Here is a 15107-nt window from a genome sequence, read left to right as displayed (position 1 = left end):
TTAGACGAATAGACACGCAACAATGCGGAAAGGGTTCTAGATACCAAAATGACGAAGCCCGCACAGGGCGGGCTTCGTGGAGATGCTTTCAGGTTGATCTCCTTGCGGAAATCCTGTGGTAGCATCTGAACCAACCACTTATAGCCATACATCTTTGAAACTAGACAATTTGAAGGTTATGGTTCCCTGAGTGGCTAGTCAAGCAAGATAACTTGTCAAAACATCGTTAGTTATGATTTTAAACCAGCTAAACATCGTTAATTACGATTGCTGCTAACTAACGGTATTCTTACCTTGTGAAGCTGGCTACCAGGTTGAGTGGGATACTCCGCGACGTTTTTTACTAGATGCGGGTTCTACTAACCTTCAGAGGTTACTAACATGAAGCTACTACTTAACCGGTACCTTCCTGAGGAGATGATCCGCGCGTTGCAGGCCGTTTACTGGTCAGTTCGCTTGGTCATCTTGGCTCGGGATATGTAATGGGAAAAAAGCAGGGGCCTCGGCCCCTGTCTTACGCCTGCCCATTCGTTCCAGGCTGTTTTTTCAGCATCGCAGACAAACGATCGGTTTGTTCTTTGATTTGAGCCCTGGTCTCGTAGCCAAGCGTAACAAGCATGCTCATTTCAATGATGGCCCATGCAGCCCATTTGCTGACATAGGTAATGTCACGGCCTGATACGTGACTATGCCTTGCGTCATGCACTGCGGTGCAACGCAGTCCGTAGGATATGTCGATCTCCTTTTCGAGAGTTCTCCAAGCTTCTAAGCTGCTAAACCCAAAGCCGCCGAACGTCAGTAATGCGGTCAGCCCGTGCTTGATTTTGCTCGTGGTTTTACCCGAATTCTCGAAAGAGAAAAAACACTCGATACAGCTCCAAAACTTCACTAACTGCATCTCTGGTGAGGTGTCAGTTTGGGCATCGAAGAACCAATAGATCGCACGCCTTATCGCATGCTCGGCGTCGTGATCTGCCCCTTCTTGAATGATCCGGGTACATGCCAAGAACCATTCGGAGGCGTGCAAATCCTCGACTTGTTGAGCGTTGAGAGTGATAGATTGAAATCCCGTCATAGACGCGCTCGTGCTTAATACGCCAGATGACGTATCCACCGAAAACCAAGTAGCCGCGCTTGGTCTTACCCGACCGGACATAGTCGGAGTCAACCGAACCGCGCCGCCGCCCCGTTCCAAAACCGTCGTCAACGAGACTGCCAGCAGACCGCATGCCGACTTCACATCTTCGAAAAAACGCTGCTCGGCATATTTCCTACTTCCCCGGATCTCACCAGATACCCAGAGCCCCCGCTGCATCCTCTCCCATGTGTTGCTAACCCTTTCCTTGCTCGCATCGGTGCTTTCAAGTATTGCCAGGCGGGGCACCTCAACTATCAACCTACCGACTTTCAGTTGATCTACTCCATCCAGGCTCAAGCCGTCGAGTGTCGTGTAGAACCTATGAGTGGCTATTTCACTCTGAATCCGCGTCTCTACCGACGCGAGAAATGTAACGATGCTGCTTAGCGGAGTATCTAGCTCGTATAAACAACCTAGCTCTCTTTTGCACGCTTGGTAAATTTCGTCGGATGTCACAAGATCACGGCTCGGCAAATGCGCTTCTACCGTTCTCACTAAGCGCAGGAAGCTGGCGTTTGCTTTATCTGAGAGATAAATCCGACCACCGCTAGGGGTTTTCACCTCTCTGTAAAGCATTTCCATCTGACCAAACGCTTTGAGTGCTTTGATTCCCGGCAACAACTCCTTCACCTGCAGCAAGGTTGCCAGGTCACTGTCAGCTGTTCTTCGTGCCTTCGAATTCATTTCCATGAGTGTCCTGCGAGTCCGAGATTTGTAACGCAATGGTAGGACCTATTTGCATTTAACAGTCCAAAGCTGACCAATATTGGTGGTAAAGCTTTGACTCATCATCTCCCTCCGCATGCCCCAACGGTAACCACTGGCAAGTTTTTCAAACAACTTTGGCCAAACGCTCGGGCGATTGCACCTGCCAATGGTTGGTTCGAATGGGTGAAAGACCCGGCCGAACCGAAGAAGAAGCAGCCCTACTTCATCCGTTTGAAAAGCCAGGCGCCGATGTTTTTTGGTGCGCTGGCTCAGGTTACACCAGGGCTAGAACCGAACGACCAGGACGGGTACGTCATCATCACCGCGGCCAGCGATCAAGGTATGGTAGACATTCATGATCGCCGGCCCCTAGTTCTTGATCCCGCGACGGCACGCGAATGGTTAGAACCAGATCTGGACCCGGTGAGAGCTGAGGAAATCGCCAAAACGATGTGCAGCCCTACCGAGGACTTTGAATGGTTTGCGGTGGATCGAGCGGTGGGGAATGTGCGGAATCAAGGACCCCAGTTGATATTGCCACTTACTGACGCTCAACCAGATTTATTTGGGACATCCGTTGACTCGTAGATGCCTTTGAATGGGTTTACGTGGATTCGTTTGCACGTTTCTGAGTTTTTGCGCACGTACATCACATCCGGTTCAACGGGACCGCAGGTATTGACCTTCGTGGTGTCAGCCAAAACGGTGTAGGTCATGATTGTGTCAGATCTGGACATGCCTTCAAATCCAAGCCAGAACACTGATGCAATGAAGCACAGTTTCAGAAATGTGATGACTGTTGCTCTACATCCCGCGCCACCTGCGGGCTTGGAAAGAAAAAAGCCAAATGCCATTTTCGCGTACATGCACAGACTGATCAGAATCATTGAAAAGGGTACTGAGTAAATAAAGCCGCCAAGGGTTGATGAGTGTCGAATGTTTTCGACCTCAATACCCGTCCTGGCATTGATCACTTTCTCCGCCAGAATCTTGCATCCGTACAAAATAACGGCGGTGTAGGGAAGTGACTTTGGCCAGTCCATTACAAAACTGTGCATCTGCTTTCGGATGGTGAACGCGTAAATGGCCCCTCCAGCGAACACCGAACCCAAAATCAGATTCGTTTGAGCCTCGTGGCTGAGGAAACGACCGAGCAATGGCGGGATAACGTAGGCCAACCAGATCGCGCCCCCGATCAACGCCAACTTGATTAATGCTTTTTGTCGATCCGTCATGGTGAGGTCCTATAGCTCTGGCTGGGCGACCGATGCCGACCCTTCTCATGGGTGTTCGATGACTGACCGGCGGGGTAAGACAAGTATGGGAGAGTTGTAGGAAAAAGCGATTGATAGCGCCACTCGGGCATGAGCGGTTGATGGGGAGCGGTTCGAGCGTTAACGTCTTTCAGTCGCTGCCAATTCAGCGACCGGGTGTGAGAGCCCGGTTACATCAAGGCGCAAAGCGCCCATACTCCTATCGCGGCGTTTTTTCGTTTGCGATAAGGCGTTATGGCAGCTGTGCGTGGGAGACCTTCGGGTCTGCCGGGTTCCTTGATTTCCGGTCTCTCACCCCGCGCACTGCTGCCACCCTACCCGTGAGAGGGTTCGTCGACAGCCATCAAATCAAGGAAAGAAAAAGATGCGTACCCGCAATCCGTCCAGAGTTTTACCCCTCCATCACCCCGTCAATGGGGATGAAAAATGACCAAACCCGTCGAGTTAAAAACGCTTGGTCTCGTAGCCCTTCACGACTGCTATAAAAATTCGCTGTTTCGTGTGAATAGCGGGATCCCGATCGAACAAGCGTTATCCCAGGCATCTGATCTATTGGGCTTGGCTACCACGTTTGCGGAAGACGCGGCCTATGAGCGAAACACTGACCGACCGGCTTGGGCTGCGCATCATTTGACGGCAATGGGGGAGAGCGGTTGTTGATGATGTTGTAGCAGCGATTCGTAAGCAGAAAGCGTCTTCCTAGGGCTAGGCAATACTGCCAGGATTTTCTCCTGAGACGCCTCGGCTACAGAGAGGCGTCTAAAGGCCTAGAAGAAACCGCCTAACAGCGGTTTTTTTCGCTCAGGCGATTGGCAAAAGAAAATCGTTGATAGCTCATAGTCCTCACCCCACGGCCCCTCCGCGCGCGTCAGCAAAGAAAAGGTAGTGAGAAAAGCACTTTTCCCCCTCCCGCCAGCGGGCTAGATGTGTGATTTTTTTGAAAACCACATCTCACTGAAACGCTGCATCGACCTAAGCGAATACTAGTTACTTTCCCATATATAAGATTTCATTTTAGGTAAAGAAATGAAAAGCATTTCAGTGCAATCGTAATAAAATGAAATGAAAATCATCATAAACAAACCAACATTCCCGCCACACATATTTCCGGGCATGGATCACATGACGGACACAAACTTACCGCCAAATAAAGAACACCAAGAATGTAAATTAATGCGAAAACCACCACAATCAACCAAGTTGCATTCAGCCATACATACAACAGACAAATAGTTCCTATTCGTGCGCATAAAAGCATTTATCAGAAACAACTATCAGCCGAGAAACCTGATGAGAGTTGTAAAAAAATGTGGCGCTTTGAAATAAATTAAGTTGTAATAATCGAGCAGCACGGGCAAGCACGTGCTTGCAATGGCTTCCACCGCTGAAGCGGTGGTCAATTGAATAGCAAATGGAAATCAAACCATGAGCAATTTTTTGAATTTTTATAGGAGTTTAAACAACTTTGAACGGGGAAAACACAAAAAACCTAAATGATGAAACGATTAAGGCAATCATCCTCAAGCATCCAGAAGTAGTTAGGGTGATTGAAGAGGGTACGCTGTTAGGTCGTGTACAACCTACCCGACATGAAAACCCCGCCTTTTATAACACTGACTCGGATAGTAGATACGGGGATTTGAGGAAGGAGATCGGGGTTTGTTACGTGGCAGGCAGTAGCGAAGTGGCTATTGCGGAAACGTTTCAACATGGGGCTGAAGGGCCAAGCTCTCCTGTTTTGCTGACAGAGATCCAGGAGAGGTCGATACATCAATTGAGAGCGGCTCGCCCGCTTAGACTAATTGACGTAGCGCGTCTTGCGGCTTTCGGAGGTCAAAAGCTGAGGCAACTTGTCGAGGCTAAAGGCCAAGGTAGTGAGGGTTATCTATTGACCCAAGCTTTAAGCACCGCGATCATGAGAGATTTAGGGATGTTTGACGGTCTTCTCTATACCTCTGCTGTGTTTCCGGCAGCAGCCTCAATTGAAGGGTGTAATCTCGTTCTGTTTGGCGGGAGAGAAACTCAGTTGGTGTCTATAAGCTCAAATCCTTTGATGGATTTCGAGCTTGCAAGCGGGAAAACGGCAATTGAGTTTCTGCTAGATCTCAATGTGTCCGTAGAGTAAAAAACTGGGCGTCCCCTAGTGGGAAGCCCAGCTTTTACTTACCCATCTCCAAGCGATTCCTGAAGTCACGAGTGATTATTTCAAATGCCGTGTTATTTTCTAGAAGCTCGTAACGAGGCTGCACGTTTCCGGGATCACCTGGATTAGAAAAATCCATCGACCTAGCCAGAAACCCAATTAAAACATTTATTTTTGCCTCATCCGCTGGATCAATACAAAGACTGGTTATCAGCTTTGATATCGATGCTGCCACCCTATTACTTTCGAATTGAAAGTCCGGATAGTATTTACGGCGATTATTAGTGTACGCGACTACCTGTCCCGCTTTGGTCTTTTTACTTAGTGCCTGCTTCGAAATCCCAAGTATTTTGCACACGTCGCCAGCATCTAGAAAATCGTATGTTAACTTTACTGTTTCGAATGCATTGGTTTTAAGCTTAGCTAAAGCAAGCTCATTACGAGCTCTTATACTTAAAGTTTTTTCGTTATTTTTGTGTTTCTTCTTAATAATTACAGCCAAAGCTTTTTCGTCATCGAGCTTCGCAGCATTAATAATCTCAGACTCAGGAACCTTATTCATCTGAGATATAAATTTATCAACGAGCATGTTTCTAGCTTCATCAAGCGATTTGACGCTACCTTTTGGCCTCTCAATCGTTGCAGTGTTCATAGGTCTCCTCACGTAGCTCATTGGGAGCCAGTGATTTAAGGCTACGCCTTACCCAGCACCACTGTCAACCTGTCAACCTGTCCACTCGTCTACAAAATATTGCTTTCATCAGCGTACGTGGGCATATTTCGGCCCCCTCGAAATCCCACCAAAGCCGCGTTATGCGAATTTCTGAAAAAACGTCCACACCTCAGACGAATATTGGCCATCAATTTCCCAAATAACCCTGAAAATATTGATCATCTCTGGATTTCACAATGATTTATGGGGCGAAATTTGGACTTGTAATCAGTAGGTCCCGGGTTCGACTCCTGGTGCCGGCACCATACAAAACGAAGCCCCTGCAGAAATGCAGGGGCTTCGTTGTTTTCTGTAGCAGAAGTCTGCCCAAAGGTTTTAAGTGGTATCAAGCAGGATGCAGATCCCGCAAAACTTCCGGATGCTGGCGGGCGACCCTAAGGAGAGTTTGAGCCGCACCCGTCGGCTGCCGGCGACCCTGCTCCCAATCCTGCAAAGTCCGCAGACTCACACCGATCAGTTTGGCAAACGCACTTTGAGAAACGCCCACTTTGGCACGCGCTTCTGCTGCCGCAGAGAGCGGCACTTGAGTCACGCGCGCAGCCTTTCCAGCCTTCATCTGACGTACAGATTCCAGCAAGTCCTGCTGGAATTGCTCCAGTTCATCGACCATCGCTGATTTCCTCCTTCAGTTGCTTAAGGAAGGCTAAGGGCAAATCGTCAAACTTTGCCTTGGTGTAGGCAATGAGCAACCAAATCGAGCCTTCAGAAAGCGTGTTGTAATAAATGACACGTGTACCGCCTCGCTTACCTATGCCGGTGCGAGTCCACCGCACCTTGCGCAAACCTCCACTGCCAGGCACGACATCACCAGCCAGAGGATTTGCAGCAAGCCAATTTATGAATTCATGGCGCTCACCATCGACCCATATGGCGTCTGCATAGCGCTTGAACATTTCCGTTTCGATGATTGTATACATGAACCTGACTATACGGCTACGCCGTACAAACAAACCATAAACGTTTATAGGGACAGATCGACGAAATGCATGGCGCGAAGCCTTGTGAAATCTGTTGTAACGACAAGCCACTACTAGCCACCGTTGCTCATTCGCCCCTCGCAAAGCTACCGTTCAGTTCGTCGCTGCCTATTCAGCGACCGGGCCTGAGAACCCGCGTAAGATACAGGCGCACCAGCGCCCCAAATCACGATTGCCGGCGCTTTTTTGTGCCCGCATCCACGTGTAATGGCGGCTGTGCGTGGGAGACCTTCGGGTCTGCCGGGTTCCTGTATCTCCGGTTTCTCAGCCTGCGCATAGCTGCCACCCTTTCGCCTGAGAACGAAAATGGCGGCTCTCATTTGTTACAGGGAGTTCACAAATGAATGCCATTGATCCATCAGCAATTCACAGAGCTGCAGAAACGGTCACCTCACGACACTTCCTTACGGCAGGTGAAGCGAAATGACCGACTACCTCCATTTGAAAACCCCAGGCCTCACGCACTTTTCCTTCCAGGCCAATCAAGCGCTGTTCCGCACCAATCGTGGCGTTCCAGTGATCGCCGCTCTCTCGCACGCCTCACATTTACTTCACATTTCCAAGCTACTGACCGCAGATTCCACAGTCTCGCGCGACCCTGATCTTCACGCTTATGCCTCGCAGTATTTGCAGGAATTGAGCAAAGCGCTGATCGATGATGTGGTGAAAGTGATGGATGCGCCGCCGGACAAGCCGTTGATGTAAACGCCGGTTTCAGGCCCTCGCCGATGCGAGGGCTTTTTGCGTTTCAGACCTGACTGATCTCAAGCACGAACGAAATCTTCTGCTGACTCGCACTCCACACATAGCGCAAATGCTTGCCCTGCTTCGGAATGGATACCGCTGGAGGTCGAAACGCGGCGACGCATTCATGCTCAGGTAAACGAACACTGTTGTAGAGCAGTCCCCACGCCTCGGTTTCGCGCAGTTGCCGGGCGAATAGCTGAGATGGCCCGTAAGCCTCAGGATCTGGATTGTGCAGCTCTGGGTAATCGTGGCGAATGTCGTGTAACGGTTTAACCACTCGATTGACGTAAGTCCGCATGGTCAACTCAAGGTCCGCTTCCTGGGTCGCCGCGAGAAATCGTTCCTGGTGATAACAGGTCTCAGCGATGGCAGCAGCCTGGCTGCTCGCAGCGTAGTAAACGCCGAAGGTGCCGTCGCAGAAACGACTGCGTTTACCGATGTGGGTAAACGCAGCCATCACCGGAGTCGAGCCGGGGCCAGAGAGTCGGTCTTCGGGTCGCACTCGGGCAAGTACCCCGGCCTGCTCGATCAGACGATCATTGGTCAGCGCTTCAATTGCGTAGGCAACTTCCAGATCTTCGGGATCGAGCACGTCTTCGAACAACGCAATCGGCGGGAAGCTGCTGTTGACGATCCGATAGGCTCGCGTCCACGCCACATCAACCAAATCGGGCGCCTTCAACCGCGTACCCCATCGAGATAGCGACGCACATCGGCGATGTCGATCACTCTCCCCGCCAGCATGTAATCCAATGCAGTTTGCCCGTTGAACGGCGCCGCTGTGTTTGGACTGCTGACCCACGTATAGGCGCGTTCACGGTTATTGCTGAAGATGATGCTCAACGCCTTGTGAATGCCCATCAGGTAGGAGATGCGCTCAAGGGTGTCGTTAGGCAGACGTATGTTCGGCAGGTGTTTGTATTTGTAGAACGTGGTGTTACCAACGCCGCCGAGTAATGTGCGTTGCTGCTCTGCGCTGCAGCCCCAACGCTCCATAAGGTTGAAGAAGAACTTCAGCGCAACGCGGCCGGCTTCGGGGGCGTCGAGTTGTTCGCGTGGAGTGAGGGCTGGGGATGAGGTAGTCATTGAGCCTCTCCAGATTTGTCTTGCTTTGATACTAGTACATATACGAATAAATCGATAAAAAAGCTCCGTAAGCGTATTACTGGTTACCACATTCCCCATTGATTGGGATTCGGATATGACCGGATTTGAGCATTTCGTCGACCGAATCGAACCGCTGCCGAATAGTTCGTGCTTCCAACATGGCTTGGGCAGTCTTGTCCGTAGGAATTCGTGCAATGGACGGTTGCTCTTGAATTTCAATAACGTGATGAAGCCTGTTGCCAACTTGGCACTCCATATCGGCCGCTTCTTTTGATGCAATCACTTCGCTTACCTCACACAGATCTGTAGCCACATAGGCATGATGCCTCCCCACTGCTACTTCATCTGCTTTGACGAGTCGCCGCTATCAGCTCGGTCGCAAGTTCGCCTAAGACGCATCCACGTATTTCGCAGGCCAAAACCACTAACGTTGTCAGCCGTTTCCCCGTGAAAAATCGCCGCTACGCACCAAAACCACGCACTTTTTTTGACCCCCATCACCCCCACGTCACCAAAAACCCCGATCCTGTGTCAGCCTCCAGCCATCGGCGGGGGCATCAATTCGCTACTAAACCCGCGACAACTATGCTCAGGTACAGGAATATAGCCAGCATATGGCGCCTGACCGGCAGTCTCGTAAACAACAATACCCAGCCCACTTCAGAGGGCATTACCCATGGATAGCAGAACCTTACGCAACCTCATGCGCATCGTGCAGACCGGCTCTTTGTCGGCCGCAGCCGAGCATTCGTGCCTGACCGTGCAGGCGCTGGCCGCGCAGTTGAACAAGGTCGAAGAGCAGTTCGGTTTCCGCTTGTTTCGACGTTCCAACAAAGGGCTGACGCTGACGCCGCAAGGCACTGAGCTGACGCCGTATATGGACAAAGTGCTGATTGCCACGCGACAGATGGAAGAAAAGGTCGAGGCGCTGAAAGTGCCGGGGCAGCGGACGTTGAAGGTTGCGTTGAACAACACCTTATCAACTGACTTCAACCGGCGAATGATCGGGCGCCTGATCGAGGTGTTTCCCGATTATCAGATGGAGTTCAGCTACGCCGAGTCGATGGAAAACCTCAGTAAGCTGAAGAATGAAGACTTCGACCTGGCGGTGCTGATCGGTCCGCAGCGGCCAGGTTTACCGAGCATTGTCTTGCCGGATGTGCAGGTGCAGGTGGTCGGTGCGCATTGCGGTCAGGAGAATGATCCGCTGACCTTGCTGGGCAACAAGTTCCAGGTACGTCCTGCAGAAGATTGTCCGTATTCCCACAGCTTTTTGCGTTTTCTCGACGCCGGGCTGGGCAATCACGAGAACGGTCAGCGCATGGTCTATTCGTGCAGCGAGACCCTGACGCTGTCGCTGATCACGCAGATGGACGCGGTCGGCATGGTTTCGCGTGAGGCCGCGCAAAAGAACGGCCTGACGATTTTCCCCGGGTTCGAGGATTTCCTCGAAGTGCGCCTGGCAGTGAACAATCCGGAATTGTCCAATCAGGCGTTGAGCGACGTCGTCGATCTGCCGTTACATGAACGAGCCGAGCGCAATGTACGCAGCCGTCCCAACCGCCACACTGAGAAAGAGGTTTTTGCTGAAATACGCACATAGCAACGTCGGAATCGCGGCATAGAATTCCGGGCGATCGAGCTGTATGTGCTGATCCTTGATCAATAAGGGTGTCAGGCTGATCGCAGCGACGATCGCCACCGGCAGGTATTCCAGCGCCCGTGCAATAAACGGCGGCCAGTGCTCGGTGTTGACTTGCAGGGGCAAGGCGCGTGGCAGGAAAGTCACGGCCATCATCAGCGCGACCACCAGAATCAGGAACGTTTGGTCAGGCATACACCCACTCCGCAGCCCACAAACGTGGCGATAAACACATTGAACGGCGAACTGCCGACCAAGCTCAGCGCGCCCATGCACAGCACGGCAGCAGCGGCGGCGATGAGTTTGTTGCGCGTGTTGCACAGCGACACCAGCACGTAGAGCATCATCGCCGTCAGGGCGTAGTCGAGCTGATATTTGATCAGGTGCGCCGCGTACTGCGCGCAAACCGCGCCAAGCAAACCGCCGAGCACCCACGAGGTGTGGCAGAACAGATTGAAGCCGATCAGATAACGCACATTGACCGGGGCACCCGTGCCGAGTTTAACGCTGTGGAAAGCGAAGGATTCATCCGTCAGGCCACCGGCATAGGCCCAACGCTCCATGCGACTCAAACCGAGCGCGCGCAGGGCCTTGGCCATGTACACCGACATCAGCATGTGTCGCGCGTTGATCAGGAACGTGGTCAGTACAATGGTGGTCAGCGACGCTCCACTTGAGATCAGCGCCAATGCGGCGAATTGCGAAGCGCCGGCATACACGAACAAACACATCGCCACCGGCAGCCACATTGGCAAGCCTGCGTTGACGGCCATCAGCCCGAACACGAATGACACCGTGAAGTAGCCGGCGACGACCGGGCTGGCTTCGGCAAACGTGCGCGATGGCTGATGGGCAGCCATCAGCGGCGCACTGCCGGACGTTTCATTCATAGATCCCTCTCAAATGTCCGTTCGCCATGAGGCTCGCAAAAACCCTGGGCAGTCCAGAATCGCTTGCCCGCGAGGTTAGCATCGTCAACGAACAGAAACATCCGCAACACACCGACACGCTTCATGTCGGAAGACGCCGCTTCAACCAGACGTTGACCGACGCCCTGGCTGCGATAGCGCGGGCTGACGGCCAGATGATTGATGGTGCCGCGACTGCCGAGCATGCCGCCGAGCACCGCGCCGACGATTTCGCCGGCGATGTCGAAGGCGAGATAGGCCGTGGTGGTTTTCTGGATCAGCACGCCGCGCAGGCACTTGGCGTCCTGCCATTCGCAGAAGGACACTTCGTCGAACTGGCGGAAGAAGCGCTCCATGCGCTGCGCATCCTTGGCCGTGGCGCGTCGCAGCACCACCGGCGTCGAGCATTCGACGCCATCGATTGGGGTGATCTGATTAGCGAACAATGTCGAAAGCGGTCCCGGGCCGCGAGAAGGAAATCGCCAGAATCTGCCGGTACGCCATCGCATGAGTGTGCGGGTTGCGGGCCGGGGTCACGTAGTGGCGCATATCGCGATCGAGGAAGTAGGTGGTGTCGAGAATTTCCTGGTAAGTGGTCGACGCCAGTTGATGCTCGTGGATGTCGTACAGACGACTCTCCGCACCCTCGACGTTATTGCGGCCCCAGAAGTGCACACCGCTGAACGGATAGCCGTCGCAGTGAATGCCTTCAGGGGTGATTTCCAGTTGTTTGCCGGGTTTGATCTCGATGCGGATCTGATGGATCTGGCACTGCCAGATTTCATCGTGCAGCTCTTCCGGCAATACGCTTTTGTACACTTCGAAATCGGTGTCGATCAGGCTGCGCATCACCGGTGAAGTAATCACTTCGTCGGAGAAGTCCTGAAAGTGTCGCACGAGGCCGCCGACATAGGCGTTGTTCTCTTTCGACTGCACGTAGGCGCGATGTTCGAGTTGCTTGAGCTCGCGGGTTTTCGGGTTGTACTCAAAGTCGCTGTAACGACGGTAACGCATGCCGGCTTCGGCCTGACCGTAGTAACTGTCAGGCTCCATGTTTTCCCAACTTTTGGTCAGTCTGACGAAGTCGGCAAAATGACCGTAGAGATTGAAGTCACCACCCTGGACGTTGACATATTTGTCGCGCCGTAGCGATTCGCCCACTTCTCTGTTCAAAACGATCATTACCAAATTCTCCGCTGCGTTGAGCGGCCTAATCTATTAGGTGGAGAAATTGCGTCCATGAGAAAGAATTTCAGGCATTTAAAGCCCTGTTTGAAACGGCGTTTACAGCCACTTAAAAACAACTTTTACATGACAAAAACACAGGTTTTTTCCGGTTTTCATCGAAAAACCGTCGAAAAAAAACCCCGAACCAGTCGGGGTTTTTCTCATGTTTCTTACACTTGATCAGGCATCAGAAGATGTTGATCGGGTAGTCCACGAATACACGCAGTTCGTTACCGCTGACGTTGTACTCGCTGGATTTCTGCGAAACACGCAGGATCGAGCTGCGCAATTTCACGCTCAGGTCTTTGGCCGGGCCAGACTGCACGACGTATTTGAACTGGTTGAAGATCTCGCGCTCGGTGCCGCCTTCGCTGGTGGAGGTGGTGATGTTGTCGCCACGCACGTAAGCGAAGTTGTAGCTCAGACCCGGTACGCCGAATGCGCCGAAATCCAGGCCATAGCCCAGCTGCCAGCTGCGTTCGTCTTCAGCGTTGAAGTCGGACCAGTAGGAGTTGGCCAGGTAGATGGAGTTACCGCCGTCACCAACACGACCTTGATCTTTCTGGTAACCGCCGTAGGCATAACCGAGGTTGCTGTCGCCGGTGGAACGCTGGTGCGCCACGGTGAACGAGTGCGGACCGGTAGCGAAGGTTGCGGCCAGGCTCCAGATCTTGTTGTCGTCGCCAGTTACCCCGTTTTCGCGGACATAAGAGTTGTCCAGCTTGGTGCGGTAACCGTTGAAGTCCAGGGTCAGCGACTGATCCTTGTTGAACGGCAACACGTAGTTGGCGTTCACGTATTGTTTCTTCAATACGTCTTCGACGTCGGACGCGTAGAGCGCGCCTTTGAAGTTTTCAGTGAACTGGTAGCTACCGCCCAACACGTTGATCGACTTCAGACCACCGCTGTCACGGCCTTCGTCGCTCTTGCGCGATTCGGCGGTGAAACGACCGGCGTTCAGTTCCAGGCCTTTGATCTCTTTAGAAGTGATCAGGGTACCGGTGTAGCTTTCCGGCAGCAGGCGCACATTGTCGTAGCTCAGCACTGGCAGGGCCGGCATCTGGTCGCCGTAGGTCAACACAGTGTTGGAGAAGCGGAACTTCACCGCGGCACCGCCCTTGGCTATGTCATGGTTCGCGCGACCGTCATTTTCCTGCTTGAAGAAATCGATACCACCGGCGCCGCTACGGCCCTTGCCGCCGTCCAGACGCAGTGCGTACAGACCGAAAGCGTCGACACCGACACCCACGGTGCCTTGGGTGAAGCCGGACGAGAACGTACCGATGGCCGCTTGGCCCCACTCGGCTTTGTCTTTGTTGCCGTCTTTGTAATCACGATTGATGTAGGCATTGCGCAGCAGCACTTTGAGGCTGCTGTCTTCAACAAAACCCTTGGACTCGGCCTGGTCGTTAGCCATGGCCTGAGTGGCGCTCAACATCCCCAGTGCGATCAGACTGATTCGCTTGTTCAACATTTTGTTTTCCTTATTACGGGTTGAAACGCGCTGTGTCGAACGGCGGAAACGGCGCTTTTGCACTCTTTTATTCACCCCGAAACAAAAAGGCCCGCCCACGGTAACGTGATGACGGGCCTGCTCCTTATTTTGAGTCATGGCGGTTGGCCACAGGCGTTGGGTCGAATCGTAGCCGCGCCCTGAACAATGTGTCAATTTCAAGAATCGTCTTTAAATAGGTAAAAATCGTCTAAGAAACGTAAATTTTGCGCTGACTCCTTGCTGGGAAATGCACACAGCCAGTGAATCCAGTGCGTATCAGGCGCAACCATCAATAGAACAAAATGCAGAAGATTTACCGCTTTCATCGAGGACGATTGCCTGTTGTAACCAATCGGCAAATGCCTGCGGCTTGCCCAGCCACGGACTAATGTCGATCAATTGGAATGTGCCATCCTGCTCCAGAGCCATGGTCGGAAAACCCTGGCCGCCCAATTGCGCCAAAAACTGGCGACTGGCTTTTACGTGCCTCTCGCTATCAACGGACTCAAACGCAATGTGGAAATCGTCCTGCGCATAGCCCATCTGCATCGCCAATTCCAACAGCACGGCTGAATCGGCAATGCGTCGCCCTTCCACATAGTGCGCGCTCTGCAACCGCCCCAACATGCGCAGACCGCCTCGGTCGATGGCTTCGGCCGCCATGACCGCAGCAATCGGTGGCGTCGAATCGAACACGGCCGATTGATCTCGCAGCAAACCGTCGAAATAGGCCTCGCCGAAAGGCTGGCCTGTGTACTCGGCAATGCGTCGGTCGTGGGGCATGACGTAATTGCGCAGTTGTGGCGAAACGCGCTGGCGATTGGCGCCACTCATCATTCCCCCGGCATGCGCGATCACTGGCAGCACTGCCTGCGCCGCTTCCACCAGCGGCTTGGCGCCGTAACACCAGCCGCATAACGGGTCGTAGACGTAATGAAGGATCATGGGAAAACTCCGGCAAAAAGTGAGGGAAATCGATGGCGGCAGATTAGTGCCCGCACTCTTGCG

At 52.7% G+C, this 15107-nt stretch carries 17 protein-coding genes and 2 pseudogenes; 5 read left to right on the top strand and 14 right to left on the bottom strand.

Features of this window, described 5'->3' with window-relative positions:
• Positions 1 to 514 precede the first annotated feature (514 nt).
• A complete protein-coding gene (locus tag ACZZ0A_RS27245) occupies positions 515 to 1828 on the bottom strand; it encodes a hypothetical protein (protein ID WP_463543977.1) in 1314 nt (437 codons plus the stop codon).
• A 42-nt stretch (positions 1829 to 1870) separates the two neighbouring features.
• Positions 1871 to 1948, bottom strand: a pseudogene (locus ACZZ0A_RS27240) (DUF4113 domain-containing protein); the annotation flags it as partial.
• Between ACZZ0A_RS27240 and ACZZ0A_RS27235 the strand changes: the two are divergent.
• Positions 1949 to 2434 (top strand): annotated as a pseudogene (locus ACZZ0A_RS27235) (SOS response-associated peptidase family protein); the annotation flags it as partial.
• On the opposite strand, the gene ACZZ0A_RS27230 reads toward ACZZ0A_RS27235, so the two are convergent.
• Positions 2398 to 3081 carry a hypothetical protein gene (locus ACZZ0A_RS27230; protein ID WP_463543976.1) on the bottom strand — a complete coding sequence of 228 codons (684 nt, stop codon included), beginning with the start codon at positions 3079 to 3081 and terminating at the stop codon, positions 2398 to 2400. The pseudogene ACZZ0A_RS27235 and the gene ACZZ0A_RS27230 overlap by 37 nt on opposite strands.
• 465 nt (positions 3082 to 3546) lie before the next feature.
• Between ACZZ0A_RS27230 and ACZZ0A_RS27225 the strand changes: the two genes are divergently transcribed.
• The gene (locus ACZZ0A_RS27225; protein ID WP_463543975.1) at positions 3547 to 3780 is read left to right on the top strand and encodes a DUF3077 domain-containing protein; all 234 of its coding nucleotides are present in this window, start codon (positions 3547 to 3549) and stop codon (positions 3778 to 3780) included.
• A gap of 805 nt (positions 3781 to 4585) precedes the next feature.
• Complete coding sequence (locus ACZZ0A_RS27220; RefSeq protein ID WP_463543974.1) at positions 4586 to 5245, top strand: RES family NAD+ phosphorylase; 660 nt, start codon at positions 4586 to 4588, stop codon at positions 5243 to 5245.
• A 34-nt stretch (positions 5246 to 5279) separates the two neighbouring features.
• Here ACZZ0A_RS27220 and ACZZ0A_RS27215 read toward each other — a convergent pair whose 3' ends face one another.
• The 3 genes from ACZZ0A_RS27215 to ACZZ0A_RS27205 form a co-directional block, all read right to left on the bottom strand.
• The gene (locus tag ACZZ0A_RS27215; protein ID WP_463543973.1) at positions 5280 to 5915 is read right to left on the bottom strand and encodes a hypothetical protein; all 636 of its coding nucleotides are present in this window, start codon (positions 5913 to 5915) and stop codon (positions 5280 to 5282) included.
• 406 nt (positions 5916 to 6321) lie between these two features.
• On the bottom strand, positions 6322 to 6606 hold the full coding sequence (locus ACZZ0A_RS27210; protein WP_007909144.1) for a helix-turn-helix domain-containing protein: 285 nt from the start codon (positions 6604 to 6606) through the stop codon (positions 6322 to 6324).
• Positions 6596 to 6913, bottom strand: coding sequence for a transcriptional regulator (locus tag ACZZ0A_RS27205; protein WP_463543972.1), 318 nt, complete (start codon positions 6911 to 6913; stop codon positions 6596 to 6598). The genes ACZZ0A_RS27210 and ACZZ0A_RS27205 overlap by 11 nt, the downstream gene beginning before the upstream one ends.
• Positions 6914 to 7396: 483 nt before the next feature.
• Between ACZZ0A_RS27205 and ACZZ0A_RS27200 the strand changes: the two genes are divergently transcribed.
• Entirely contained in the window at positions 7397 to 7678 is a 282-nt protein-coding gene (locus ACZZ0A_RS27200; RefSeq protein WP_007909136.1) for a DUF3077 domain-containing protein, read from the top strand.
• 43 nt (positions 7679 to 7721) lie between these two features.
• Here ACZZ0A_RS27200 and ACZZ0A_RS27195 read toward each other — a convergent pair whose 3' ends face one another.
• Together ACZZ0A_RS27195 and ACZZ0A_RS27190 are read right to left on the bottom strand one after the other, a co-directional pair.
• Positions 7722 to 8387 (bottom strand): RES family NAD+ phosphorylase, encoded by a 666-nt coding sequence (locus tag ACZZ0A_RS27195; protein ID WP_463544117.1) that lies wholly within the window; start codon positions 8385 to 8387, stop codon positions 7722 to 7724.
• A gap of 11 nt (positions 8388 to 8398) precedes the next feature.
• Positions 8399 to 8806, bottom strand: coding sequence for an MbcA/ParS/Xre antitoxin family protein (locus ACZZ0A_RS27190; protein ID WP_095113951.1), 408 nt, complete (start codon positions 8804 to 8806; stop codon positions 8399 to 8401).
• A gap of 697 nt (positions 8807 to 9503) precedes the next feature.
• Here ACZZ0A_RS27190 and ACZZ0A_RS27185 point away from each other — a divergent pair.
• Positions 9504 to 10430: a LysR family transcriptional regulator gene (locus ACZZ0A_RS27185; RefSeq protein WP_007909129.1), complete on the top strand. Its 927-nt coding sequence runs from the start codon at positions 9504 to 9506 to the stop codon at positions 10428 to 10430.
• Here ACZZ0A_RS27185 and ACZZ0A_RS27180 read toward each other — a convergent pair.
• From ACZZ0A_RS27180 to ACZZ0A_RS27155, 6 genes are all read right to left on the bottom strand, one after another.
• The gene (locus ACZZ0A_RS27180) at positions 10347 to 10664 is read right to left on the bottom strand and encodes an AzlD domain-containing protein (RefSeq protein WP_007909127.1); all 318 of its coding nucleotides are present in this window, start codon (positions 10662 to 10664) and stop codon (positions 10347 to 10349) included. The two genes, ACZZ0A_RS27185 and ACZZ0A_RS27180, sit on opposite strands and share 84 nt — an antisense overlap.
• A complete protein-coding gene (locus tag ACZZ0A_RS27175) occupies positions 10643 to 11359 on the bottom strand; it encodes an AzlC family ABC transporter permease (protein ID WP_007909125.1) in 717 nt (238 codons plus the stop codon). The genes ACZZ0A_RS27180 and ACZZ0A_RS27175 overlap by 22 nt, the downstream gene beginning before the upstream one ends.
• Positions 11356 to 11733 (bottom strand): GNAT family N-acetyltransferase, encoded by a 378-nt coding sequence (locus ACZZ0A_RS27170; RefSeq protein ID WP_007909123.1) that lies wholly within the window; start codon positions 11731 to 11733, stop codon positions 11356 to 11358. The genes ACZZ0A_RS27175 and ACZZ0A_RS27170 overlap by 4 nt, the downstream gene beginning before the upstream one ends.
• Positions 11734 to 11812: 79 nt before the next feature.
• The gene (locus ACZZ0A_RS27165) at positions 11813 to 12559 is read right to left on the bottom strand and encodes a 2OG-Fe dioxygenase family protein (protein WP_007909122.1); all 747 of its coding nucleotides are present in this window, start codon (positions 12557 to 12559) and stop codon (positions 11813 to 11815) included.
• Between the two features lie 232 nt (positions 12560 to 12791).
• Positions 12792 to 14078, bottom strand: a complete 1287-nt coding sequence (locus ACZZ0A_RS27160) for an OprD family porin (protein ID WP_007909120.1) — start codon at positions 14076 to 14078, stop codon at positions 12792 to 12794.
• Between the two features lie 297 nt (positions 14079 to 14375).
• The gene (locus ACZZ0A_RS27155) at positions 14376 to 15044 is read right to left on the bottom strand and encodes a DsbA family protein (protein WP_095113950.1); all 669 of its coding nucleotides are present in this window, start codon (positions 15042 to 15044) and stop codon (positions 14376 to 14378) included.
• Between the last annotated feature and the right edge of the window lie 63 nt (positions 15045 to 15107).

The organism is Pseudomonas sp. AC242 (genome assembly GCF_979258655.1).
This window is presented reverse-complemented; position numbering and strand designations above follow the sequence as displayed.